The 23,198-nt window shown below is 71.5% G+C and carries 17 protein-coding genes and 1 pseudogene; 16 read left to right on the top strand and 2 right to left on the bottom strand.

Annotated features, from left to right (window positions below; genetic code table 11):
- Positions 1-28: 28 nt before the first annotated feature.
- The 16 genes and pseudogenes from G4D85_RS22010 to G4D85_RS21935 all read left to right on the top strand — a co-directional run bounded on the left by G4D85_RS22010 (position 29) and on the right by G4D85_RS21935 (position 21,283).
- Positions 29-1,225: a PEGA domain-containing protein gene (locus tag G4D85_RS22010; protein WP_164015027.1), complete on the top strand. Its 1,197-nt coding sequence runs from the start codon at positions 29-31 to the stop codon at positions 1,223-1,225.
- 48 nt (positions 1,226-1,273) lie between these two features.
- Positions 1,274-3,751 (top strand): signal peptide peptidase SppA, encoded by a 2,478-nt coding sequence (sppA, locus tag G4D85_RS22005; RefSeq protein ID WP_164015025.1) that lies wholly within the window; start codon positions 1,274-1,276, stop codon positions 3,749-3,751.
- Positions 3,752-3,985: 234 nt separating this feature from the next.
- Entirely contained in the window at positions 3,986-5,557 is a 1,572-nt protein-coding gene (gene rho, locus G4D85_RS22000) for a transcription termination factor Rho (protein WP_164015023.1), read from the top strand.
- A gap of 53 nt (positions 5,558-5,610) precedes the next feature.
- Positions 5,611-5,880 carry a hypothetical protein gene (locus G4D85_RS21995; RefSeq protein ID WP_164015021.1) on the top strand — a complete coding sequence of 90 codons (270 nt, stop codon included), beginning with the start codon at positions 5,611-5,613 and terminating at the stop codon, positions 5,878-5,880.
- Between the two features lie 3 nt (positions 5,881-5,883).
- Positions 5,884-7,782, top strand: coding sequence for a DUF4129 domain-containing protein (locus tag G4D85_RS21990; RefSeq protein WP_164015019.1), 1,899 nt, complete (start codon positions 5,884-5,886; stop codon positions 7,780-7,782).
- Entirely contained in the window at positions 7,775-9,055 is a 1,281-nt protein-coding gene (locus tag G4D85_RS21985; protein ID WP_164015017.1) for a DUF4350 domain-containing protein, read from the top strand. Before G4D85_RS21990 ends, G4D85_RS21985 begins: the two co-directional genes overlap by 8 nt.
- On the top strand, positions 9,052-10,050 hold the full coding sequence (locus tag G4D85_RS21980) for an AAA family ATPase (RefSeq protein WP_164015015.1): 999 nt from the start codon (positions 9,052-9,054) through the stop codon (positions 10,048-10,050). The genes G4D85_RS21985 and G4D85_RS21980 overlap by 4 nt, the downstream gene beginning before the upstream one ends.
- Entirely contained in the window at positions 10,047-11,354 is a 1,308-nt protein-coding gene (locus tag G4D85_RS21975) for a DUF58 domain-containing protein (protein ID WP_164015013.1), read from the top strand. Before G4D85_RS21980 ends, G4D85_RS21975 begins: the two co-directional genes overlap by 4 nt.
- A gap of 8 nt (positions 11,355-11,362) precedes the next feature.
- The gene (locus tag G4D85_RS21970) at positions 11,363-11,884 is read left to right on the top strand and encodes a GNAT family N-acetyltransferase (protein WP_164015010.1); all 522 of its coding nucleotides are present in this window, start codon (positions 11,363-11,365) and stop codon (positions 11,882-11,884) included.
- A gap of 30 nt (positions 11,885-11,914) precedes the next feature.
- A pseudogene (locus tag G4D85_RS48910) lies at positions 11,915-12,085 on the top strand (hypothetical protein); the annotation flags it as partial.
- A gap of 54 nt (positions 12,086-12,139) precedes the next feature.
- Positions 12,140-13,987, top strand: a complete 1,848-nt coding sequence (locus G4D85_RS21960; RefSeq protein ID WP_164015008.1) for a sigma 54-interacting transcriptional regulator — start codon at positions 12,140-12,142, stop codon at positions 13,985-13,987.
- The gene (locus tag G4D85_RS21955; protein ID WP_164015006.1) at positions 13,984-17,538 is read left to right on the top strand and encodes a serine/threonine-protein kinase; all 3,555 of its coding nucleotides are present in this window, start codon (positions 13,984-13,986) and stop codon (positions 17,536-17,538) included. The genes G4D85_RS21960 and G4D85_RS21955 overlap by 4 nt, the downstream gene beginning before the upstream one ends.
- Positions 17,539-17,599: 61 nt before the next feature.
- A complete protein-coding gene (locus G4D85_RS21950; RefSeq protein ID WP_164015004.1) occupies positions 17,600-18,118 on the top strand; it encodes a hypothetical protein in 519 nt (172 codons plus the stop codon).
- Positions 18,119-18,122: 4 nt separating this feature from the next.
- Positions 18,123-19,385: a YcaO-like family protein gene (locus G4D85_RS21945; RefSeq protein WP_164015002.1), complete on the top strand. Its 1,263-nt coding sequence runs from the start codon at positions 18,123-18,125 to the stop codon at positions 19,383-19,385.
- Positions 19,382-20,137 (top strand): TfuA-like protein, encoded by a 756-nt coding sequence (locus G4D85_RS21940; protein WP_164015000.1) that lies wholly within the window; start codon positions 19,382-19,384, stop codon positions 20,135-20,137. The genes G4D85_RS21945 and G4D85_RS21940 overlap by 4 nt, the downstream gene beginning before the upstream one ends.
- A 303-nt stretch (positions 20,138-20,440) precedes the next feature.
- Positions 20,441-21,283 (top strand): Ig domain-containing protein, encoded by an 843-nt coding sequence (locus tag G4D85_RS21935; RefSeq protein WP_164014998.1) that lies wholly within the window; start codon positions 20,441-20,443, stop codon positions 21,281-21,283.
- 338 nt (positions 21,284-21,621) lie between these two features.
- Here the strand turns inward: G4D85_RS21935 and G4D85_RS21930 are convergent, their stop codons facing one another.
- Positions 21,622-22,074 carry an inorganic diphosphatase gene (locus G4D85_RS21930; protein ID WP_164014996.1) on the bottom strand — a complete coding sequence of 151 codons (453 nt, stop codon included), beginning with the start codon at positions 22,072-22,074 and terminating at the stop codon, positions 21,622-21,624.
- 82 nt (positions 22,075-22,156) lie between these two features.
- Positions 22,157-23,179, bottom strand: a complete 1,023-nt coding sequence (locus tag G4D85_RS21925; RefSeq protein WP_164014993.1) for a stage II sporulation protein M — start codon at positions 23,177-23,179, stop codon at positions 22,157-22,159.
- Between the last annotated feature and the right edge of the window lie 19 nt (positions 23,180-23,198).

The raw sequence follows: 23,198 nt of genomic DNA, 5'->3' as shown, positions 1-23,198 counted from the left end.
GCTCGCGTCGCCTGCTCCGAGGTTCCCCATGAAAGCCCTTCTCCTCGCCCTCCTCCCCACGCTGGCCCTGGCGGCCCCCCCCCCGGCGCGGCGCGTCTCCAGTCTCCTGGTGCCCATGGACCCGGCCTCCGAGTCCGCGGGGGTGCGGATGGAGACCTACATGAACGATGCCCTGGGGAACTTCGACGGCTTCGCCGTGCGCAAGCCCGAGGAGCTGTTCGGCATGCCGGAGGACACGGCCTCCAAGGCATCGTTGGACCGTGCGCGCAAGAGCTTCTCGGAGAGCGTCGCCGCCTTCGACAAGAAGGAGTACGAGGAGGCGGAGAAGAAGGTGCGCGGCACCCTCAAGGAGCTGGAGTCGGCCGCGGGTGCCATGCGCGGCTGCTCGCCGCTGTGTGAGGCGCTGGCCCTCTACGGCGCGGTGCTCCACCTGCGCGGCGACGTGGAGGAGGCGAAGCTGGTGCTGATGGACCTGATTGCCCTCAACCCCACCTACGAGCTGTCCCCCAAGCGCTTCAACCGGGAGTACCTCGCCCTGCGCGTGCAGGTGGCCACCGGCCGCACCGCGCAGTTGCGCGGCGGTGCCACGCTGAAGTCCCGGCCGTCGGGCGCGCGGGTGTACGTGGACGGAGAGCTGGTGGGCTACACGCCGGTGACGCTGCCCGCGCTGGCCATCGGCAAGCACCTGGTGCGGATGGAGCGCCCCGGTTTCCGGCAGCACGGCCAGCTGCTGGAGGTGACGACGGACGACGTGGAGATGAGCACGGACCTGGTGCCCACGGCCGCGTACAAGGCCTATGACGTACAGCTGGACCGGGTGGCGGGCGAGGTGATGCGCGCCGGACAGAAGTCCTCCGGTGTCACGGCCATGGGCCAGTCGCTGGGGCTGGACAGGGTCATGGTGGGCACGCTGAAGGCGCTGGAGGAAGGCGCCGAGCTGCACCTGGGCTACTACGACGTGAAGAGCGGCCAGCGGCTGGGCGGCCGGCGCGTGGCGCTCCAGGGCGACGAGTTCGGCCAGCTGAAGGCGGAGATGGAGCGCATGGTGAACCAGCTGGTGAACGGCAGCGGCGAGAAGGTGACTCGCAGCTCGGACCCGCTGGACAACCGCGGCGGCACCGAGGACTGGAGCGCCGAGGACCGCGGCGGTCGCACCAAGGCGTCGGAGAAGAAGAAGAAAGCGGACGACCCGCTGGACGGGGTGTCCGGAACCGAGGATTGGTGACGCGCGGCGCTTGTCCCGGGGCCCTCGACGCCTAGAGTCCCGGGGCGTATGCGCCTGCTCGCCCTCCTGCTGCTCCCCTCGCTTGCCCTTGCCCAGACGGGCGCCATCGACAGCGCCCAGCAGCCCTCGCGGGGGGTGACGCTGCCACCCACCGGCGCGGCCCTGGTGGACGAGGCCACGTCCCTCTCGCTCAACCCGGCGGGGCTCGGCTACGTCAGCGGCAGCCAGCTCTTCTACCTGCACGAGCGCAACCTGGTGCGCGACGGCGTGGGAGACGGCGTCTTCCTGGCCACGCGGCTGCTGGGCCTGGGCCTGGGCGGCGCCATGGAGTGGGTGCGCGGCCACGCGGAGCCGGACTACCGCAAGACGTCGCTGGGCCTGTCGCTGGGCTCGCGCACGCTGCAGCTGGGCGGCGCGTGGCACGGCTTCAGCTCGGACGATGACGACCTCGATGACTTGTCCAGCTTCGACCTGGGCCTCACCGCGAGGCCGGCGCGCGGGCTGTCGCTGGCGGCGGTGGTGAAGGACCTCAACGCCCCCGAGGAGGGCGAGGTGAAGCTGGAGCGCCAGTACAACCTGGGCCTGGGGCTGAGGCCGCTGGACGAGCGCTACACGCTGGGCGTGGACTGGCTCTTCTCGGAGGGGGCCTTCCGCCAGGGGCGGGCCACGTACACGCTGAACGCGGAGGTGATTCCCGGGGTGCGCCTGGGCGCGGGCGTGTCGCACGGCTTCGTCAGCGGCGTGCCGCTGGCGCTCCAGGTGGCGGCGACGGTGGACACGTCCGGCCTCGGCCTCACCTACGCGGCGGGCGGCACCGAGGACGGGACGGACCACGTGGTGGCGCTGCGCCTGTCCAGCGAGAGCTACCGGAGCCTGCGCCCGCCCGGCGGCGTGGTGACGATGCTGGACCTCAACGACGTGCTGGCCGGCGGCACCAGCTCGCTGCTGGCCCTGCTGGGGGCGAGAGACACGGACCCGTATCTGCGGCTGACGCGGTGGCTGGACCTGGCCGCGAAGGACGAGCGGCTGACGGGCGTGGTGCTGAAGATGGAGGGCCTGCCGGGGGTGGACTGGGGCAAGGCGGAGGAGTTGCGTCAGGCGGTGCTGCGGCTGCGCGCTTCCGGCAAGCGCGTCATGGCGGTGCTGCTGTCGGCGGACGACCGGGGCTACTTCATCGCCTCGGCGGCGGACCGCGTCTACGCGGTGCCCGAGGCGATGCTGCCCATCAACGGCCTGGTGGCGCACCTCCAGACGGTGGGCGGGACGATGCAGAAGCTGGGCGTGCGCTGGGACGTGGCGCGCGTGGGGCAGTACAAGACGGCGCCCGAGCAGCTCACCCAGACCGAGCCCAGCGATGCGTGGCGGGAGACGGTGAACGCGTACCTGGACACGCAGGTGGCCTGGTACGAGAAGGGCGTGGCCGAGTCGCGCAAGCACCCGCCGGAGCGGCTGCGCGAGCTGTGGGCCACGGGCCTGGCCACCGCGAAGCAGGCGCACGCGCTGGGCTTCCTGGACGGCGTCATCCTCCCCACCGAGCTGGACGCGAAGGTGAAGGAGCTGGTGCCGGGGGGCCGCTTCAAGACCACCTACGCGCCCCGGGACGAGCGTGAGGGGCGCTGGGGCCGTCGGCGCCGCGTGGCGGTGGTGCCGGTGCTGGGCACCATCTCCGGGGGCCGCAGCCGCGAGGACCCGCTGGGCTTCAGCCAGATTGCCGGCGCCGAGACAGTCATCCGGGCGCTGGAGCAGGCACAGGACGACGCGTCCGTGGTGGCCATCGTCATCCGCGTCGACTCGGGCGGCGGCGACGTGCTGGCCTCGCACCTGATGTACCAGGCGGTGCTGGAGGCGGCGAAGCACAAGCCCGTCATCGCCTCCATGGGCGACGTCGCGGCGTCCGGCGGCTACTACGCCGCCATGGGCGCGCACGAGGTGCTCGCGCTGGCCCCCACGATTACCGGCAGCATCGGCGTCTTCTACATCAAGCCCGCGCTCCAGGAGCTGCTGGGCGGCGTGCTCGGCATCGGCCAGGAGACGATTGCCCGGGCGCCGCTGGCGAACATGTTCGACACGTGGAGCCCGTGGACGCCAGAGGAGCAGAAGGCGGCCCAGGCGTGGGTGGATGCCTCGTACGACGTCTTCATCACCGAGGTGGCCGCGCGCCGGAAGCTGGACAAGGCGCAGGTGGACGCGGTGGCGCGGGGGCGCGTGTGGAGCGGCCAGGACGCGCTAGCGCGCGGGCTGGTGGACCGGCTGGGCGGGCTGCCCGAGGCGGTGGAGGCCGCGCGCAAGCGGGCCGGCGTGGCCCCCGACGAGGACCTGGACGTGGTCATCCTCGGCGAGGCGCGGGGCTTCTTCTCCGGGCTCGGAGGGGAGCCGGGCGTCCAGGCGGCGCTCTCCCTCCTGCCCGAGCCCCCGCCCGCCATTCCCGAGCCGCTGCGGGCGCTGGCGCGCTCCGCGGGAGTGAATCTGGAGCTGCTCCAGCCGGGGATGAAGGCGATGATGCCCTTCACCCTCACCGTGGATTGAGGTCCGAAGCCCAACATCGGGTGAAAAAAGCGGCGGCGCCGCCCCCGGCCTCTGTTAGTGTTGTTCATGCATCCCGGACGGCCTCAGGGCCGCCAGGGTGCTCCAGGGACCGGCGGTTCGGCCTGCTCGCTTCAAGGCCCCGCGTCCGGCTCCCTGTCCCACAGCCTGAGTCACCCTGCGTCTCCGCCTCCCCTCCGGGATGGCCTGCATGGGACGCGCGCCGTCTGGAAACCCATGAGCGAAAATCCCGATAACAGCGACCCCCGAGACCCTCCTCCGATGCCCGTGGCCGCCCGGCCGGCACCTCCGCCCGAAGCGGATGACGACGGCGGCGACGAGGGCGACGACGAGGGTCCCGACGACGGCGATGGCGCGAGCGCGGGAGGCCCCTCCCAGGGAGGCGCCCCCGGACAGCCCGGCCAGGCAGGCGGCCGCCGCCGCCGCCGCCGCCGCCGCCGTCGTGGCGCACAGGTGCTCTTCACCCCGGATGGCCAGGCCTACCGGATGCAGCCCGGGCCGGACGGGCAACAGGTCCAGGTCTTCCTGACGCCGCAGGAGCTGGAGCAGTACCGCCAGCGGCAGGCGCAGCAGCAGCAGGGCCAGGCCGCCCCGCAGCACGCGCCGCAGCAGGCGCGGGAGCAGCACCACCCGCAGCGCCAGCAGCAGCACGGGGGCGGCGAGCGGCAGCGCGAGGCCGCGCCGCAGTCCAACCTGTCGCCGGTGGAGGGCGTGCTGGACACGGAGTCCAAGGGCCCCAACGCCTACCTGCGGCAGCTCAAGCGCAACCTGCTGGCGGCGCCGGACGACCCGGAGCTGCCGAAGAACCTGGTGCAGAAGCTGAAGCTGCGGCAGGGCCAGTACCTCACGGCCTTCGCGCAGATGCGCGGCAACAAGGGCATCATCCAGAAGGTGGACACCGTGGACGGCCGGCCCCTGGAGGGCGCCCCGCGGCTGCCGCACTTCGCGGACCTGACGTCGGTGGACCCCACCGAGCGGCTCAAGCTGGAGAACGGCCACAAGGAGCTGGTGACACGGGTGCTGGACCTCATCGCCCCCATCGGCAAGGGTCAGCGCGCGCTCATCGTCGCCCCGCCGAAGACGGGTAAGACCATCATGCTCCAGCGCATCGCCCAGGCGGTGCTCTCCAACCACCCCGAGTGCCACGTCATGGTGGTGCTCATCGACGAGCGGCCCGAGGAAGTCACGGACATGCGCCGGGGCATCAAGGCCGAGGTGCTGGCCTCCAGCTCGGACCGGCCCACGGTGGACCACCTCAAGGTGGCGGAGCTGGCCATCGAGCGCGCCCGCCGGCTGGTGGAGTCCGGCAAGGACGTGGTCATCCTGCTCGACTCGATTACCCGCCTGGCGCGCGCCTTCAACAAGGAGATCGACAACTCCGGCCGCACCATGTCCGGCGGCGTGGACAGCCGCGCCCTGGAGCGCCCCAAGCGCATCTTCGGCGCCGCCCGCGCGACGGAAGAGGCCGGCTCGCTGACCATCATCGGCACGGCGCTCATCGACACCGGCAGCCGCATGGACGAGGTCATCTTCGAGGAGTTCAAGGGCACCGGTAACTCCGAGGTGACGCTGGACCGGCTGCTCGCGGAGAAGCGCGTCTTCCCGGCCGTCAACATCGCCCAGTCCGGCACGCGCAAGGAGGAGAAGCTCTTCACCCTGCGTGAGTACGAGAAGGTGAAGAAGCTGCGGCAGATGCTCCACTCGGTGAAGCCGGTAGAGGCCATGGAGGCGCTCGTCAAGCGACTGTCGCGCTACACGTACAACGACGAGTTCCTCGACGAGTTGTAGGCGCCCTCTTCGGGGGGTGGTGCGGCGGGCCCGGGTTTGCGTAAGGTGGCGTCATGATTCAGGGCTCGGGCCGCTGCCACTACCACCCGGAGCGCGCCGGCCTCGGCGTCTGCGTGGAGTGCCGGCGCGTCATCTGCCGGGAGTGCACCACGCAGTTCGAGGGCATCAACCGCTGCGCGAGCTGCCTGGACCGGCGCCTCAAGGCGCTGGAGGGCCCGGGCGAGCGGCGGGAGTGGACCGTGGGCAACGTGGTGCTGGCGCTGGTGGGGATGGGCCTCGTCTGGGGTGGCATCCTGCTCGTGGCTCAGATGGCGGCGGGCTAGCGCATGGCCGTCTCCGCTCTCGAGCTGCGCCCCCGGGGCGCGGTGGCCCTCATGGACGCGGCGCTGCGGCTGTGCGCGCGCAACGCGGGCGTCTGGGCCGTCACCGTGCCCGGCGGCGCCGCCGTCGTGGCCGCGGTGCTGTACCTGGCCGAGGCGGTGCGCCTGGGCCAGCCGCTGGCGCTGCCCTCGCTGGCCCTCACCCTGGCGTGGTTCGTCCGGGGGCTGTGCCAGGGCGCGGCGTGCCACTACGTGCAGGAGGTGCTGCTGGGTACGAAGGGCGAGCCCTCCGCGTGGGCGTCGATGCGGGCCGCGCTGGGCCGCGCGCCCGCGCTCTTCATCACCGTGGCGTACCTCTTCATCTTCAACACGCTGATGATGGTGCTGACGCTGGGCATCGGCTTCTTCATCCTCTCCGCGCAGTGCGTGGGCTACGCGGCGGTGATGCACGGCCGGGGCAGCCCGCTGCGGCTGTATGGCCTGTGCTCGCGGCTGCTGGGCCCGGCGCGCGGCACCGCGATGCTGGTGCGCGTCCTCATGAGCGTGCAGCTGCTGGCCTTCTTCAACCTGCACATCGCCGCCAACTTCGGGCTGATTCTCGGCCGGAAGCTGGCCGGCATCGACCTGACGTTCGCCGAGCGCTTCGCCTCGCTGGACACCCCCTCGTGGCTGCTGTTCCTCGCGGCCATGACGTTCGCCCTCTTCGAGCCGGTGCGCGCCGCCTCGGCCACGCTGCTGCTGGTGGACGGGCGCGTGCGGCAGGAGGGGTTGGATTTGCTGGCCGCCGTGCAGCAACTGCCCGCGAGGAGCTCGGGGCGGCCGCTCGGCTCCCGGAGCGCGGCGGTGCTGGCGCTGGTGCTGGGCGCGAGTCTGCTGACCGCGAGCCCGGCCCGGGCCCAGCCCCAGGAGGACGACGAGGCCCCCAGGCCGCCCGTGGCCTCGGGCCGCGACGCGGCGAAGCGGCTGGGCGCCGTGGCCGAGGCGTGCGAGGGCACCGGCCCCTCGGAGGACAAACGCTTCGAGTCCCTGGGCACGCTCGGCCCCGCCGAGGCGGGCAAGCTGGACCGGCTGGTGCGCACCGTGGAGCGCCAGGCCTGGGACGACGAGGACTGCGACTCGGCGCTGGCTTCACTGGAGCGGGGACTGGCGCAGGCCACCCAGACGGTGGACGCCCAGGCCCGGGTGGACGCGAGGGCCGCGACGGCGCGAGCGAAGGACATCCTCGCGCGACCGGAGTTCGCGGTGGCGCCTCCGGTGGAGTCCTCCGACGAGCCCACGCCGCCCCCCGAGCCCCCGGGCTGGTGGCGGCGGTTCATCGACTGGCTGGGTGAGTTCCTCAAGGAGCTCTTCAAGAGGGACCCGGCGCCTCCGCCGAGAGACTTGAACACGCCGCTCATCACCGGCAACGCCGTGGCCAACGTGCTCGTCGTGTTGCTGGTGACGCTGACGGTGGTGGTGCTGGGCGGACTGCTGCTCATGTACCTGAAGAAGGAGCGCAAGGGCGAAGGCGGAGGCCTGGAGGTGTCCACGGTGGACGCCGTGGCGCTGGCGGGGGACTCGACGCACGCGCTGTCCCGCCCGCCGGAGGGCTGGGCGCACCTGGCCGACGAGCTGGCCGCCCGGGGCGAGTACCGCGAGGCGGTGCGCAGCCTGTACCTGGCGCTGCTGTCCCGGCTGCACCGCGACGGGGCCATCCTCTACGACGTGACGCTGAGCAACTGGGACTACCTGCGCCAGTTCCGAGGACGCGCGGAGTGGAAGGCGCCCTTCCGCGAGCTGACGCGGCGCTTCGACTTCGCGTGGTACGGCAACCTGCCGGTAGGCGCCGAGGGCTACCGCGAGTTCCGCAGCCTCACCCAGCCGCTGCTGGCCGCGCCCGCCCCCCAGGAGGCCGCCGGTGCGTGACCGCTTCCCGCTGCTGGTGGTGGGCGGACTGGTGCTCACCGTCGTGCTCGGCTCCTTCCTCGTGAAGAGCGCCCGGCGCGGCGAGTTCGCCGACACGCTGTCCACCTTCCGCGCCCAGGAGGACGGCGCGCGCGCCCTCTTCCTGCTCGCCCAGGAGAGCGGGCTGCCCGTGGCCCGCCGCATGGCGGACCTGCGCCTCGTCTCCGGCCAGGCCACTCAGGTACTGCTGGCCGTGGAGGTGGACGGCGCATACGAGGAGGACCCGGACCAGACGCGGCTCGCCGCCGAGCCCGATGCCGGCCTGGAGGACGAGAACGTTCCGCGCACCGGCTTCAACGCCTTCCGCGCCGCCGCGCTGGACGAGGACGAGCACGAGAAGCTGCTGGAGCTCGTCCGGGGCGGCGGCACGCTGGTGTACGTGCCCTGGGGCTCGCGGGAGAACCCGCTGCTGGACGCCCTCTCCGTCAAGCTCGTGAAGGCGGACACCACCCTGCCCATGCGCACGCTGGTGCCTCCCATGCCCACGCCGTACACGCTGGGCGTGGAGCGGGTGGAGGCGAAGGTACAGGCGTACCTCCAGCTCCCGGAGGGCGCGGTGCCGGTGCTGGAGGACGAGCGGCTGGGCCAGGTGGTGGCGGCGGTGGTGCCGCATGGCCAGGGCCGGGTGCTGGTGGTGGGCGCGCCGGAGCTGGCGATGAACCGGGCGCTGGCGCGCGCGGACAACGCGCAGTTCTGGCTGAGCACCCTGGCCGCCCTGGGCCCCGGCCCCTACGAGTTCGACGAGTTCCACCACGGCTTCACCAACGAGCGCTCGGTGGTGGACTTCGCGCGGCGCTACGGCCTGCACTTCGCGGTGGCGCAGTTGCTGCTCGGCGTGGTGCTGTGGTCCGTGTCGCTGCGGCGCTTCGGCCGCCCGCGCCCTCCGCCCGAGTCCGCCCGCGTGGGCGCCACCGACGCCCTCTTCGCCATGGGCCGCCTGTACCGCGAGGGCCGCCACCAGGGCTTCGCCGCGGGCCTCATCGCCCGGGGCCTCACCCAGGAGCTGGCTCTGCACGCGGGCCTGCCACCGCACGCGCCCGCCGCCACGGTGGCGGACGGGCTGCGCGAGCGGGGCCGCGCGGACCTGGCGCAGGGACTCAAGGCGGTGAATGCCCAGGCGGACACCGTGGCCAGTGACAACGACCTCCAGCAGTTTGCCGCCGTCGCGGCCAGGCTGCGCCAACGCCTCCACACCGCCGGCACCGGCCGGCGCAGCACTCCCGGAACGACATGAACGTCACCGATACCGCTCCCGCTTTCACCTCGAACGGCGCCGCCGTGCAGGCCGCCCACGCCATCCGCGAGGGTGTGCTGTACGAGGTGCGCAAGGCCGTGGTCGGCCAGGACGAGGTCCTGGAGCTGATGCTCGTGGGCCTGCTCGCCGGCGGCCACGTGCTGCTGGAGGGCGTGCCCGGCGTGGCCAAGACGCTGATGGCCAAGGCCCTGTCGCGCAGCATCGGCGCGGACTTCAAGCGCATCCAGTTCACCCCGGACCTGATGCCCGCCGACATCCTGGGCACCAGCGTCTTCGACTTGAAGTCCCAGGCCTTCGCGCTGGTGCGCGGCCCCATCTTCACGGACCTGCTGCTGGCGGACGAAATCAACCGCGCTCCGGCCAAGACGCAGTCCGCGCTGCTGGAGGCCATGCAGGAGCGCGGCGTGTCGCTGGAGGGCCGCAACCTGGTGCTGTCGCCCCTCTTCACGGTGTTCGCCACGCAGAACCCCGTGGAGTCCGAGGGCACGTACCCGCTGCCCGAGGCGCAGCTGGACCGCTTCCTCCTGAAGATTGAGGTGGGCTACCCGGCGCCGGAGGAGGAGGACGCGATTCTGGCCGCGGTGCACCGCGGCTTCGACTCGGGCGACCTGGCGCGTGCGGGCGTCAACGCGGCGGTGGCGAAGGACGGCCTGCTGGCGGCGCGCACGGCGCTCAGCGAAGTGACGGTGGAGCCGCCGGTGCTGGCCTACGTCCGCAAGCTGGTGGCGGCCACGCGCTCGTCCAGCCGCATCCGCCTGGGCGCGGGGCCCCGCGCGGGCGTGCACCTACTCTTGGCGGCGAAGGCGCTGGCGGCCCTCCGGGGGCGTGGCTTCGTCACGCCGGACGACGTGCGCTTCCTGGCGGGCCCGGTGCTGAAGCACCGCCTGCTGCTGTCGCCGGACGCGGAGCTGGATGGGGCCACGCCGACGGACGTGCTGCGCGAGGTGGTGCAGGGGGTGGAGGTCCCGCGTTGATTCCCACCCCGCGCCTCTGGGTGCTGCTTGCGCTGCTGGCGCTGCCGATGATGGCCGCGGGGTTCTTCCCCGGCCTCGGCGGCGCCGTGCTGGCGCTGGACGCGCTGGCGCTCGCGGTGGCGGCGGTGGATGTCCTCTTCGCCCGGCGGGTGCGGCTGGAGGTGCACCGGGTGCTACCCCAGCGGCTCAACGTGGGCGTGCCCAACAAGGTGGAGTTGCGGCTGGTGCACCGGGGCAGGGGCACGGTGGACGTGCGCGTGAAGGATGACGTGCCGGAGTCCTTCACCGCCACGCCCGACGAGGCGCCGCTCGAGCTCTCGCCGGACAGCGAGACGCGCTGGGTGTACCGGGTGACGCCCGCCAAGCGCGGACGCTTCGACTTCGGGGACGTGCACGTGCGGGTGCGCGGGCCGCTGGGGCTCGTCTTCCACGAGCGCGTCTTTCCCTCCGCGGAGTCCATCTCCGTGTACCCGGACCTGCGCGGGGCCAGCCGGTTGCTCCTGTCTGGCGCGGCGTTGGACCTGGTCAACCTGGGCCTGCGGAAGCTCCGGCGAGACGGGCGTGGCAGCGAGTTCGCGCGGCTGCGTGACTACGCGCAGGGCGACAGCGTGCGGGACGTGGACTGGAAGGCGACCGCGCGGCGGGGCCGTCCGGTGACGCGTGTGCTGGAGTCCGAGCGCTCGCAGTCCATCCTCATCTGCGTGGACGCGGGGCGCTCCATGGCCGCGCAGGTGGACGGCCTCACCAAGCTGGACCACGCGGTGAACGCGGCCCTCTTCCTGGCCTTCGTGGCGGTGCGCAATGGGGACAGGGTGGGGTTGGCCGTCTTCGCGGATGGCGTGAAGACGTACCTGCCTCCGGCGGCGGGGCGCGGGCAATACCGGAAGATGGTGGACGCGCTCTACTCCACCACGCCGAGCCTCACGTACGTGGACTACCTGGCCCTCTTCAAGGAGCTGAACGTCCGCCTCACGCGGCGCAGCCTGCTGTGCGTCTTCACGGACTTCCTGGACGAGGAGCAGGCCTCCACCATGGTGGCCCCGCTGCACCGGCTTGCGAGGCGGCACGTGCCCCTGTGCCTGTCGGTGAAGGACACCGCGCTGCAGAAGCTGCTGCGCACGCCACCGCCAGGGCCGGAGGAGGCGTTCCAGCACGCGGTGGCCTCCGAGCTGCTCACGGACCGCGAGGTGCTCAAGGCGCGGGTGAGCCAGGGCGGCGTGCAGATGATGGACGTGCAGCCGGATGAGCTGAGCCTCGCGGCAGTGAATCGCTACCTGGATATCAAGGCGCGCGGCGTGCTGTAGCAACACGCATGCGTCCCCTCTTCCAGACAGCGGACCTCACCGCCGGGCGTGTGGCCGACGTCGACGTGGGGCTGTTCCAGCCGCTACTGGAGCACTGCGCGGACTTCTACCAGCGCTGCTACGGACGCCCCGCGAGGCCAGACGAAGCGAGGCAGATGCCGCTGGAGCGCCCACCCGGGCTGGGACCGGAGCGAGGCCACCTGGTGGCGCTGCGGGACGCGGAGCGCGCGCTGGTGGGCATCCTCGAAGCGGTGAGCGACTTCCCGTCCCCGGGGGAGTGGTACCTCGGGCTGATGCTCCTGGCGCCGGAGGTGCGCGGACGCGGGCGGGGTGAGGCCGTCATGCGCGCGTATGAGGACTGGCTCCGTGGCCAGGGTGTCCGGTTGCTGCGGCTGGGCGTGGCCGAGCCGAATCCCTCGGCCCGTCGCTTCTGGACGCGCGTGGGCTTCAGCGACGAGCAGTGGGTGGGGCCGCTGGAGCAGGGACTGCTCACGTACCGGGTGCTCAGGATGTCGAAGCCGCTCGTGTAGGCAGCGGCCCCGTTTCGCCCGCTCACCCGCGACCAGCTCTGGAAGGGGCTTGTCCTCAAGGCGCGTGACGCGAGGCTGTTCCTGCCGCACGGCGCTTGTACGAAGTGCGACGTGGTCGTCGAGCTACCGGACAGGACGGTCGACTTGTACGGCATCGGTGTCGACGGTGCCTCCATGTCCCTACTGATCACCGCGCCCTGAAGGCCGGAGGCTTTCCTGCTATGAATGGCAGCACTCTGGGGGAGGGGGCCGGTCATGCACGCAGAGCATCCACGGCAGGCGTCTGACGGCACAAAAACCGAGACCCTCTCGACTGGCGCGGAGGTGGGGCGGGCCGAGGGAGACGCGCAGCGGCTCGCCGTCGTCGTCCACCACGAGAGTGGCGTCGAGCTGGGACTGCTGACGCCCGAGGTTCCCTTGACCCTGGGGCGCGCGGAACCCTCCGTGCTGTGCGTCAACGATCGCCGCCTCTCGCGGGTCCATGCGCGCTTCCTGCTCTCCGACAACCGCATCACCGTCGAGGACCTCGGCTCGAAGAATGGCTCGTGGATCGCCGGCCGGCGCATCGAGAAAGCCTTCCTCGAGGTCGGTGACGAGCTGCGGCTCGGAGGGGTGTCCGTGCGAATCCACGCGCTCGGCCGCTCGGGGCAGTCGCTCCGGTTCGAGGGAGATGAGCCCTTCCGGCGCGCGGTGGAGGAAGAGGCAGCCCGAGCCCGGCAGTTCCATCGCCCCTTCGCGCTGCTCGTGGTGCGCGCCGCCCGGGCCCGGAGGGACGGCGCTCCTCCCTCCATCGAGGAGCATGTCCACCGCTGGGCGGAGCGCGTGCACGGCCAGCTGCGGTCCGTGGACCGGATGGCCCCCTATGGCGCTGACGCCGTGCAGCTCCTGCTCCCGGAGACCGGGCCCGAGGACGCGGTGCGCATCGCGCGCGCCATCGCCGCCGCGCCTCGTGGCTCCGGGACGCCGCTCGTCGTGGGCGTCTCCCTGTACCCCGGTGCCGCGGACACGGTGGAGGCGCTCGTCGAGCTGGCGCGCGCGGCCGCCAACCGCGCCGCTCCCGAACACCCCGTGGAGGTGACCTCGACGGCGCCCTGGTTCGACAGCAGCACCGGGGCCGGGGGTTCCCTCATCGCCGGCGCCGCCATGCGCGCGCTGCTGGCGACGGCACGTCAGGTCTCGGCCTCGCGCGTGCCGGTCATCCTCCAGGGAGAGACAGGCACGGGCAAGGAGGTGCTGGCCCGCTTCCTCCACGACGAGGGGCCTCGGCGCGCGCAGCGGATGGTGCGGGTCAACTGCGGCGCCATCCCCAGGGAGCTCGTCGAGAGCACGCTCTTCGGTCACGAGCGCGGGGCCTTCACCGGCGCCGGCCAGCTGAAGCAGGGCGTCTTCGAGGAGGCCCACGGCGGCACCGTGTTCCTCGATGAAATCGGCGAGATGCCGCTCGCGGCGCAGGTGGCGCTCCTGCGCGTGCTGGAGACCGGCGCGTTCAGCCGGGTGGGCGCCAGCAAGGAGCTCACCGTCGACGTACGCGTCATCGCCGCGACGCACCGGGACCTCGAGGGCATGGTGGCGGCCGGGAGCTTCCGGGAGGACCTCTATTACCGGCTCAATGCCATCCTCCTGGCCATTCCGCCGTTGCGGGAGCGCCTGGACGAACTGGAGCCGCTCGTGCACCGCTTCTTGCGGCTCGCCAACGAGGGCAACGGCCGCAACGTGCAGGGGCTTGAGCCCGCGACGCTGGAGCTGCTGCGGGCCTACTCCTGGCCGGGCAACGTGCGCGAGCTGAAGAACGCCATCGAGCGCGCCGTGGTGGTCGCACGTGGAGCACTCCTCGCTCCCGGCGATCTGCCAGTGCGGGTGCAGGCGGCGGGGGCGGCGGAGCGTCCTGCTTCCGCGCCGGCCCCTCCCGGGTTGGCCGCGCCCGGGCTCGAGCGGGAAGACGCAGCCCCGGCCCGCAAGCAGATGCGGGGTTATGAGGCGCAACTCCTCCAGGAGGCGCTCGTCGCGACGGGCTGGAACCGGAGCGAGGCCGCGAAGCGTCTGGGCATCCCGGTGCGGACCCTGTCCTACCGGATGAAAGTCCATGGGCTCAAGAAGCCATGAACCTGCCCGGTTGGACGCCGGCTCCGGTTGGGTTGTCAGAGGCGCTGCCTTCCCTCCTCGGGCCCTATCGCATCACAGGCATCCTCGGCCGCGGCGGGATGGGCGTGGTCTACCGCGCGGAGCACCGCGAGCAGGCCGTGCCGGTGGCCCTCAAGACGGTGCGGACTCCCTCCGAGGTGTTGCTCGCGGGCATCCGCCGGGAGATCCACGCGCTCCGGCGGCTGAGCCATCCGGGCATTGCTCGCATCCTCGACGAGGGCCTCTCCCACGGCCTGCCCTTCTATGTGATGGAGCTCTTCGAGGGGGGAACGCTGCGAAGCCGCCTCAAGGTCCCCCGGTGGGTCAGGCGACCAGAAGCCTCCTCCGTGGACTCCACCGGGACCTGGCTGCCCACCTCCACCGAAGCCACCCTGGCGGGCCCGGTGGCGACGCCTCCCTCTCTTCCGGCCCCTCCCGCCGCGCGCCCCAGGGTCGACCTGCCCGCGCTCCAGGCATTGCTGTCCCTGGTGCGAGGGCTCTGCGCGCCGCTGGCCCACCTGCACGGGGAGGGCTTCGTCCACCGCGACCTCAAGCCCGAGAACATCTTCATCCGCGAGGATGGACGGCCTGTGCTCGTGGATTTCGGCATCGCCGCTTCGTTCAGTGGCGCCGCGAGCCGGGAGGAGCTCGTCGCCGAAGGGCGCGTCATGGGCAGCGTGGCCTACATGGCGCCCGAGCAGCTCCTGGGCGAGCTCGTGGATGCGCGCGCGGACCTCTATGCGCTCGGCTGCATTCTCTATGAGTGCCTCGTGGGCCGCCCTCCCTTCATCGGCTCGGGGGCGGGCTCCATCGTTTTCCAGCACCTGAACGAGGCGCCGGTTCCTCCCTCGCATCATGTCGAGGGCATCCCGGAGGAGCTCGAGCGGCTCGTGCTGCGGCTCCTCGCGAAACGTCCGGATGCCCGGCCCGGCTACGCCGAGGACGTGGCCGAGGCGCTCGGGGCGCTGGGCGCCGGAGGCGAGGAGCGCCACGGCCTGCCGCGTCCCAGGAGCTACCTGTATCGCCCCGGGCTCGAGGGCCGCGCGAGTCCCCTGGAGGAACTGAAGCGCGCGCTGGACGAGCTGCGCCAGCAGCGGCGGGGACAGCTCATCCTCCTCGAGGGTGAGAGCGGCGTGGGGAAGACGCGGCTCGCCCTGGAGCTGGCCCTGCTCGCCACCCGTCAGCGGGTGAGGGTGGTGACAGGGCAATGCGCCCCATGGAGCATGACGGCCCCGGAGCAGAGCAGGGCGGCCGTCCCGCTCCACCCCTTCCGCCCGCTGCTCCAACTGCTCGCGGACCGCTGCCGCGCGCAGGGGGCCGCCGAAGCGGAGCGGCTGCTGGGCACGAGCGGCAGGTGGCTGGCGCTCTTCGAGCCCTCGCTGGCCGAGCTTCCCTGGGTGAAGGAGCAGCCGGAGCCCCCGGTACTGCCTCCGGCCGCGGCCCGGCAGCGCATCCTGGAGGCGCTGCGAGCGGCGCTCCTCGGCCTCACCGGGGAGCAGCCCCTCCTGCTCGTCCTCGATGACCTGCAGTGGGCCGACGAGCTCTCGCTCGCGTTCCTCGATGTGCTGGTCGCCCGGGGAGGTGAGCCGGGGCTGCTCATCCTGGGGACGTGCCGCCTCGGCGAGACGGGCGCCGAGCTCACGGCACTCCTGAGCGCGCCGGGGGCCCGGAGGATTCCGCTCGGTCGCCTCGACACGGGGAGCGTGGGGGCGATGGTGGCCGGGATGCTGGCGCTCCGCGAGTCACCTGTCGCGTTGGTGGACTTCCTGGCGGACAGCTCGTCGGGCAATCCCTTCTTCATCGCGGAGTACCTGCGCGCGGCCATCGACGAAGGGCTGCTCGCGAGGGACCGGACGGGGAGGTGGCACCTCCGCCAGCCCGGCGAAGGCGCGGACCTGCTGGCCCGCCAGGTGCCACTGCCACGCACGCTGGCCGAGCTCATCGTGCGTCGCTTGTCCACGCTCGGGGGCGACGGGCAGCGGCTGGTGGAGAGCGCCTCGGTGCTGGGGCGCGAGTTCGACGGCACGCTGCTGCCCACCCTGGCCGGGCTCGCGGAGACGGCGGCGCTCGACGCGCTCGGGGAGCTGCGCAGGCGGCAGCTCATCGAGGAGACGGCCCTGGGGCGGCTGCGCTTCGTGCACGACAAGCTCCGGGAGATTTCCTACGAGCGCCTGGCCTTGGAGCGGCGGCGCGCGCTCCACCTGGGCGCGGCATGCTTGCTCGAGGCGCGCGACCACGACGCCCCCGCGGCCCTGCCGGAGCTCGGGCACCACTTCTCGCAGGCCGGCCTCCACGACAAGGCGCTCCTCTACCTCGGCCGCGCGGCGGACCGGGCGCGGGCCACGTATGCCAATGGGGAGGCCATCCGGCTGTACCAGGCGGCGCTCCAGGAAGTGCCCGCTCCCTCCGGGTGGGATGACGGGGGACGGACGCCGGCCCTCCCGCTCCACGAGGCGCTCGGAGACGTGCTCGCGCTCGTGGGGCGTCACGAAGAGGCCCGGGAGTCCTACGCGCGGGCCCTGGAGCGCACCGCGCCGGAGCACGGCCTCGCGCTGGCGCGCCTGCACCGCAAGACGGGCAAGGCGTGGGAGGTACACCACGCGCATGACGAGGCGCTCTCGGCGTACCTCGCCGCGGAGCAGGCGCTGGGCACGCCCCCCACCGAAGGCGCGGAGGCGTGGTGGAACGAGTGGCTGCACATCCAGATTGAGCAGCTCGCGGTGCACTACTGGACGGCGCGGCTGGAGGTGATGGAAGCGCTGTCACGGCGCATCGAGCCCACCGTCGAGCGCCATGGCACGCCGCTGCAGCGGGCCCGCTTCTTCGAGGTGCGCGTCCAGCGCAACCTGCGCGCCGAGCGTTACCTGGCGTCCGCGGAGACCGTGCGCTTCGCGCGGGACTACCAGCGGGCCAGCGAGGCCTCGGGCGACCCGGACGAGCGCGCCGAGGCGGGGTGTGTGCTCGCCTGCGTGCTGCTGTGGCACGGCGCGTTGGAGGAGGCCGCGGACAGGATGCTCGCCACGGTGGAGCAGGCACGGCGCATGGGGGATGTGGCCCTGGAGGTGCGGGGCCTCACCTACCTGACGCAGATTCACCGGAGGCGGTGCGCCGTCGAGGCGACGCGTGACTGCGCCGAGCGGAGCCTGCAGGCCGCCGGGGCCGGGAAGATGACGAGCTATGCCGGCGCGGCCCGGGCCAACCTGGGCTGGGTGGCCCTGCGCGAGGGCCGCCCCGAGGACGCGGAGCGCCACTGCCAGGCGGCGCTCCAGCTCTGGGGCACCACCTCGCTCATCTACCCCTTCGAGTGGATGGCATTGCTTCCCCTGGCCCTGCTGGAACTCCGGAGTGGACGGCCGGCGGACGCGGCGCTCCGGGTGGCGCGCCTGTTGCAATCAGCACAGCAGCGCCTGCCCGACACGCTCGCGGCAGCGCTCCAGGAAGCCCAGGCGACCTGGGACAGCAGGAGCGAGGACGTCGCAGGTGCGGTCATCGAACGCGCGCTCCAGGAGGCGGAGCGTGCTGGCTATCTGTAACGAAAACCGGGCCCCGGGTTTCGAAGAATCTCGCGGGCACTCCCATAGGAAAGAGCAAGACATGGCACTCACAATCACAGTCAGTACGCCTTCCGGTACCCCTGCGCCCACCACGCCAGGCGGTAAAGCATGTGTGGAGGTCGGCAGCCAGGTGACTCTGACTGCCTCCGGTGGCTCGGGCTCGTTCAAGTGGGGTGAGGACTCCGGCGGCACGCTGCTCACCTCTAAGCCCGAAGCGGTAGCGAGGGCCTGGGTTGTCACAGGACGTGCCTTTGGCCTCGTCAAAATCGCGGTGAAGGCTACGAGCGGGGATTTCGAGACACTGAATCTCTACGTCGGCTCGGTCGTCATCGTAGGTGCCGATAACAATCATTGGCAGGTCTTCGCTGACGGCACCACCAAACCCCACGTGGAGGTCGACTCACGCGTCAAGTCCATGGTCGATTGCAACGCGGTCGTCGCGGATATTACTGGCATCGCCTCGACAACGCCGAGCCCGGGAACCCCTCCGTCAGAAGCCGTCACGTGCTACGTGTTGAACCTCAAGAGCTTCGCGCTCGATAAAACCAAGAAACCATAACCCCGTGTCTGGAAACGCCGCTCCCGTCAGCCCTGGAAGGGAAGCCACGCCCAAGGGTTTCCTCGCCGGCACCCACCGCCTCGTCCCACCCGAGGCGACGGTCGCGCGCGTGCGCGGCCTGCTGCCCCTCATGGGCATCACCCGCGTCGCCAACGTCACGGGCCTGGATACCATCGGCATCCCGGTGGTGATGGTCATCCGGCCCAATGCGCGCTCGCTCTCCGTCTCCCAGGGGAAGGGGGGCGACCTCGCATCGGCCCGGGCCTCGGGGCTGATGGAGGCCATCGAGCTGTATCACGCCGAGCACATCCCCCAGCCCCTCAAGCTCGCCTCCTTCAACGAGCTGCGCTTCACCCACCGCATGGTGGACGTCACGGCGCTGCCGGCACTGTCCGTGAGTGGGTTCCACGGCCACTTCCGCACGCTCTGGATTGAAGGCAGGAACCTCTTCGACGAGGGCGCCACCTGGGTGCCCTACGAGCTGGTCCACATGGACTACACGCTCCCGCTGCCGTCGGGGAGCGGCTCGTTCCTGATGAGCTCCAGTGGCCTGGCCTCTGGCAACCACCTGCTCGAAGCGGTGAACCATGCGCTCTGCGAGCTCATCGAGCGGGACGCCACCACCCTCTTCCGCCTCTCCGGCGAGGAGGCCCGGCGCGAGCGCCGGGTGGACCCGTCGACGGTGGATGACCCGGGCTGCCGGGCCCTGCTGGCGCAGTACGCGCGCGCCGGGGTGGAGGTCGGCATCTGGGAGCTCACGTCGGACGTGGGGGTGGCGGCGTTCTCCTGCACCATCGTGGACGCGGACCCCGAGCCGCAGCGGCCCATCGGCCCCATGGGGGGCATGGGCTGCCATCCCTGCCGGGCCGTGGCGCTCTCCCGTGCGCTCACCGAGGCGGCCCAGAGCCGGCTCACCATCATCACCGGTGCCCGCGACGACGTCCGCCACATGGGGCCTCAGGGCTCCGAGGAGGAGCTCGAAGCCGCCCGGCGGATGCGGGACGCGCTGGTGGCCGAGCCGAAGGTGCACCGCTTCCAGGCCGCGCCCGACTTCCAGGGGGGCACGCTGGAGGAGGACCACGCCTTCCTGCTGGGCCGCCTGCGCGCCGTGGGGCTCGGCGAGGCGGTGGTGGTGGACCTGACGCGGCCCCACTTCGGCATCCCGGTGGTGCGCGTCATCGTGCCGAGCCTCGAGCCCCTCAACGACATTCCTGGCTACGTGCCGGGCGCCCGCGCCCGCCGCTGCCTCTCGGAGCGCGCGCCATGACGGTGGTCATCTTCGCCGGCCCCACGCTCTCCGCCGAGGAGGGAAGGCGGGAGCTCGACGCCGTGTACCTGCCGCCCGCGGCGCAGGGGGACCTGTACAAGGCGGCGCTGGGCAAGCCGGTGGCCATCGGGCTCATCGACGGCTACTTCGAGCGCGTGCCCTCGGTGTCCCACAAAGAAATCCTCTGGGCGATGACGCAGGGCGTGCACGTCTTCGGCGCTGCGAGCATGGGGGCGCTGCGCGCCGCGGAGCTGGCGGCCTTCGGCATGGAGGGCGTCGGAGCCATCTACGAGGCCTTCGCGAGCGGAGCGCTGGAAGACGACGACGAGGTGGCGGTGGTGCATGCCGGGGCCGAGGACGGCTACCGTCCGCTCTCGGAGGCGATGGTGAACATCCGCGCCACCCTCCTGGCGGCGGAGCACGCGGGGGTGCTCGGCCCGGAGGCGCGACACACGCTGGAGCGACTGGCCAAGGGGCTGTTCCATGCCGACCGCAGCTGGCACCGGCTGCTGAAGCAGGGCCAGGAGGCGGGGCTCGACGCGGCCGGGCTGGAGGCATGCCGACGCTTCGTGGCCGAGCGCCGGGTGGACGCAAAGCGGCTCGACGGGTTGCGCCTGCTGCACACCCTGCGCGCGAAGCTGGAGGCCGGCCTGCCACCGAAGCAGACCCGCTACCCTTTCGCCCACACGGACTCCTGGGAGCACATCCGCCGGAAGGCGGAGGCCACGCTCCCTCCGCGCACGGAGGAGTAGCGCGCCGCGGGCTCCGGGCATTCCGGCAAGAAGTTGCCGCCAGGAGTTGCCGGGCAAGGCCTCTCAGCAAGAACTTGCCGGAAGGCCTGGCTCCTCCCGCTCCTGCTCGGATGCCGGAGACACACGGCGCCTAGTGTCGCCCTGCGCCAGTGTCTCAGCAATGGGAGGCTTCTCTGAAGACGCGCTGCCGGCAGAGCTTGGCATGACACGTGCTGAAGCCTTGTGCTGGGGCGCCCAAGCCGAAGCGAAATTGAACTGTCGTGCCCCTGGCTGTTCTACATCCCTGCTCCCGTGGAGATCTTCATGACTGATTGGAATTCCCTGGCGCCTCGCGCCTGGCTGTCTGTTTTTGCCCTGACCCTTGTGGTCACGGCGTGTGGTCCCGAGTTCGAAGGGGACCTGTCCACGCCTCCCGACGACGCGGCGTTCGCGACCGTCCAGAGCTCGCTGACCGAGCCGGGCCAAATCCTCACGGTAGGCGCCCAGCAAACGCACACCTACTTTGCTGCGGGAGGCCGTTGTGTCTTCGAGACGACGCTGGGCACGCTGCCGGATTCGTACCTGTCGCTCTACGGGCCGAACAGCTCGATGCCCCTCCTCGCCACGGATAACGACAGCGGCGAGGGCCTTGCCTCGCGCATCCAGGTCTACGTGCAGCAGCCGAGCCTCTACTTCGCGACAGTCCGGGGCTACAGCCCCGCGCAGACCGGCACCTATCAGATCGATATGAACTGCTACGGGGCGATCCGCTACCGGGCCCACATGGAGAACTCCGGGTGGAGTGGCTGGTCCCTGGATGGGCAGCAGTCGGGCTTCACTGGAGCGTCCCTCCGGATGGAGGCGGTCGAGATGCAACTGCTCAGCCTTCCGGGCGTGTCCGTCCGGTACTCGGTGCACCTGGGCGGCGTGGGCTGGACGGGCGAGTACTACGACGGCCAGACGGCGGGAACGACGGGCCAGGGGCGCCAGATGGAGGCGATCAAAATCTGGCTGACGGGGGCGGTCCCCGCAAATTGCCGCGTCATGTACGACACCCACCTCGCGGGCATTGGCTGGCAGGGGCTGCGTTGGGACGGACAGATCTCCGGGACCACGGGCCAGGGGCGCCGCATCGAGGCGCTCCGCATCTGGCTCACCGGCTGCTGATCCGCGCGAAGGTTCGCGGGTAGCGCGGTCCAGCCGGCCAGGGCGACCGGCTGGACTGCTCCTGCGGAGGGAACCTTCTCCGCGAGGCGTGTGGGCAGGTGTTGGAGGACGCTCAGGGTTCGCTGAAGATGAGCAACCCGTGCGCGGTGCCCACCAAAGAGCGCCCCTACGCTCCCTCTGCTGGCGCGTTCTCCAAGCGAGCGACCAACTCCTCGTTATCGAGCATGAGGATGTCGAAGCCGCTCGTATAGGCAGCGGCCCCGCTTCGCCCGCCACACAGGCCGAAGTCGTTGGACCGGACTTCCACATCGGGTGCCCGAAAGGGCGCAGCGTCGCCCTCAGCGTGCTCCAGTCTCAGCGCCAAACCCTGGCAGCCACCCCACGAAGCGCGTGTCCGGCACATTGCCGCGCACCCGGTGCAGCCCGCGCTTGAAGAAGGCGTAGATGCTGAAGAAGCGCTCCAGCCCGGCGCGCTCGAAGGCACTGAGGGGGCGGGCGCTGCACACCACCTTCGGGTCTCCCCTGCCCTCGTCGATGAAGCCGAGCACCGCCACCACGGGCACGCGCACCCGCTGACCGCGCGGGAGCCGGGAGCCCATCACCACCGCGTCGAGCGGATCACCATCGTCCGACATCAGGCCCGGGATGCTGCCGTAGTTGTACGGGCATGGCAGCGGCGACACGAAGTCCACCGTCCCGTTCGCGCGCCGCTTCACGAAGGAGAAGCGCGGGCACTCGATGAGGACCTCCGGCTCGCGGGGCAACGGAGGTAGGGCAAGGCGTTCCAGCACGTGGGCGGTGTAGCACGCCCCATCGAGACTGGAACGACGGTTCCTTCCAGGCAGCGCCCGAGGCAGACCGGCACGGGCGGCGTCAGGGCGTGCTGGCAACCTCGCGTGCGCCGTCTTCCGCGCCCGGCTTCCCGCCCCGCAGCCAGTCCGACAGCAGGTACGCGTACACGCCCGCTCCCACCGTGAGCGCGAATGACACCTTGAACAGCACCGACAGCTTCGGCGGATGAATCTGGGAGATGGTCCCCTCGATGAAGCCCGCCAGCACGAACAGCACCAGCGTGCCGAACAACATCTTCACCGCCGTCACCGCCTCCTGCCGCAGTGCCTGACCTCGTGGCAGACCGCGCGGCGCCACCAGCCCGCGCGCAATCACCAGCCCCGCCGCGCCCGCGATGCAGATGGCCGTTATCTCCGGAATGCCGTGCGGGAGAATCCACGCCCAGAACCAGCCCGCCATCCCCTTCGCCGCGTACACCTGCGCCAGCGCACCCAGGAACAGGCCGTTGACGAAGAGCATCATCGCCGTGCCCAGCCCCAGCGTGATTCCCAGGGCGAAGGCCAGGAAGGCCACCTGGATGTTGTGGGTGAACAGGAACGTCGTGAACTGCGCCTGCTGCCCCGCCGACATCCCATCCCCCGCCGCCTCGTCCGCCGCGCGCTGCACCGGGTCCAGGTCCAGGTGCTCGGTGGGCACCAGGTAGTGCGCCGCATCCGGGTCGACAATCATCCCCAGGTAGCCGAAGCCCATGCCCGCCAGCAGCAGGAGCAGGGAGGCGACGTACATGCGCCACTCCCGGCGCATCAGCGCGGGGAAACCCCGGGCGACGAAGCCCCACACGTCCGCGAAGCGCGGCCGACGCCCCGGATAGGTGAGCGCATAGGCCCGGCCCACCAGGTCATTCAAATAGGCGCTCACGTCCGCCGAGCCGCTGCGCGCACGCACCCAGAGCAAGTCACTGGAGACGGCCCGGTACAGCTTGCCGAGCGAGCGGGCCTCCTCCAGGCTCAGCCTCCGGAGGCCGTGGGACTCGGACTGGTCCAGCAGCGCCTCCAGCTGCTCCCAGCGCGGCCGACGCGACTCGATGAACTCCGCCATCTCCATGGGCAGACACTCTAGCCCA

This window comes from Pyxidicoccus trucidator (assembly GCF_010894435.1).
GTDB classification, from domain to species: Bacteria; Myxococcota; Myxococcia; order Myxococcales; family Myxococcaceae; genus Myxococcus; species Myxococcus trucidator.
This window is presented reverse-complemented; position numbering and strand designations above follow the sequence as displayed.

What these genes read in the sequence shown, in the direction of transcription:
- G4D85_RS21960 (WP_164015008.1), top strand. Translation starts at nt 12,140, where the DNA reads ATGCACGCAGAGCATCCACGGCAGGCGTCTGACGGCACAAAAACCGAG.
- G4D85_RS21955 (WP_164015006.1), top strand. Translation starts at nt 13,984, where the DNA reads ATGAACCTGCCCGGTTGGACGCCGGCTCCGGTTGGGTTGTCAGAGGCG.
- sppA (WP_164015025.1), top strand. Translation starts at nt 1,274, where the DNA reads ATGCGCCTGCTCGCCCTCCTGCTGCTCCCCTCGCTTGCCCTTGCCCAG.
- G4D85_RS21990 (WP_164015019.1), top strand. Translation starts at nt 5,884, where the DNA reads ATGGCCGTCTCCGCTCTCGAGCTGCGCCCCCGGGGCGCGGTGGCCCTC.
- G4D85_RS21980 (WP_164015015.1), top strand. Translation starts at nt 9,052, where the DNA reads ATGAACGTCACCGATACCGCTCCCGCTTTCACCTCGAACGGCGCCGCC.
- G4D85_RS21940 (WP_164015000.1), top strand. Translation starts at nt 19,382, where the DNA reads ATGACGGTGGTCATCTTCGCCGGCCCCACGCTCTCCGCCGAGGAGGGA.
- G4D85_RS21970 (WP_164015010.1), top strand. Translation starts at nt 11,363, where the DNA reads ATGCGTCCCCTCTTCCAGACAGCGGACCTCACCGCCGGGCGTGTGGCC.
- rho (WP_164015023.1), top strand. Translation starts at nt 3,986, where the DNA reads ATGAGCGAAAATCCCGATAACAGCGACCCCCGAGACCCTCCTCCGATG.
- G4D85_RS21995 (WP_164015021.1), top strand. Translation starts at nt 5,611, where the DNA reads ATGATTCAGGGCTCGGGCCGCTGCCACTACCACCCGGAGCGCGCCGGC.
- G4D85_RS22010 (WP_164015027.1), top strand. Translation starts at nt 29, where the DNA reads ATGAAAGCCCTTCTCCTCGCCCTCCTCCCCACGCTGGCCCTGGCGGCC.
- G4D85_RS21925 (WP_164014993.1), bottom strand. Translation starts at nt 23,179, where the DNA reads ATGGAGATGGCGGAGTTCATCGAGTCGCGTCGGCCGCGCTGGGAGCAG.
- G4D85_RS21950 (WP_164015004.1), top strand. Translation starts at nt 17,600, where the DNA reads ATGGCACTCACAATCACAGTCAGTACGCCTTCCGGTACCCCTGCGCCC.
- G4D85_RS21935 (WP_164014998.1), top strand. Translation starts at nt 20,441, where the DNA reads ATGACTGATTGGAATTCCCTGGCGCCTCGCGCCTGGCTGTCTGTTTTT.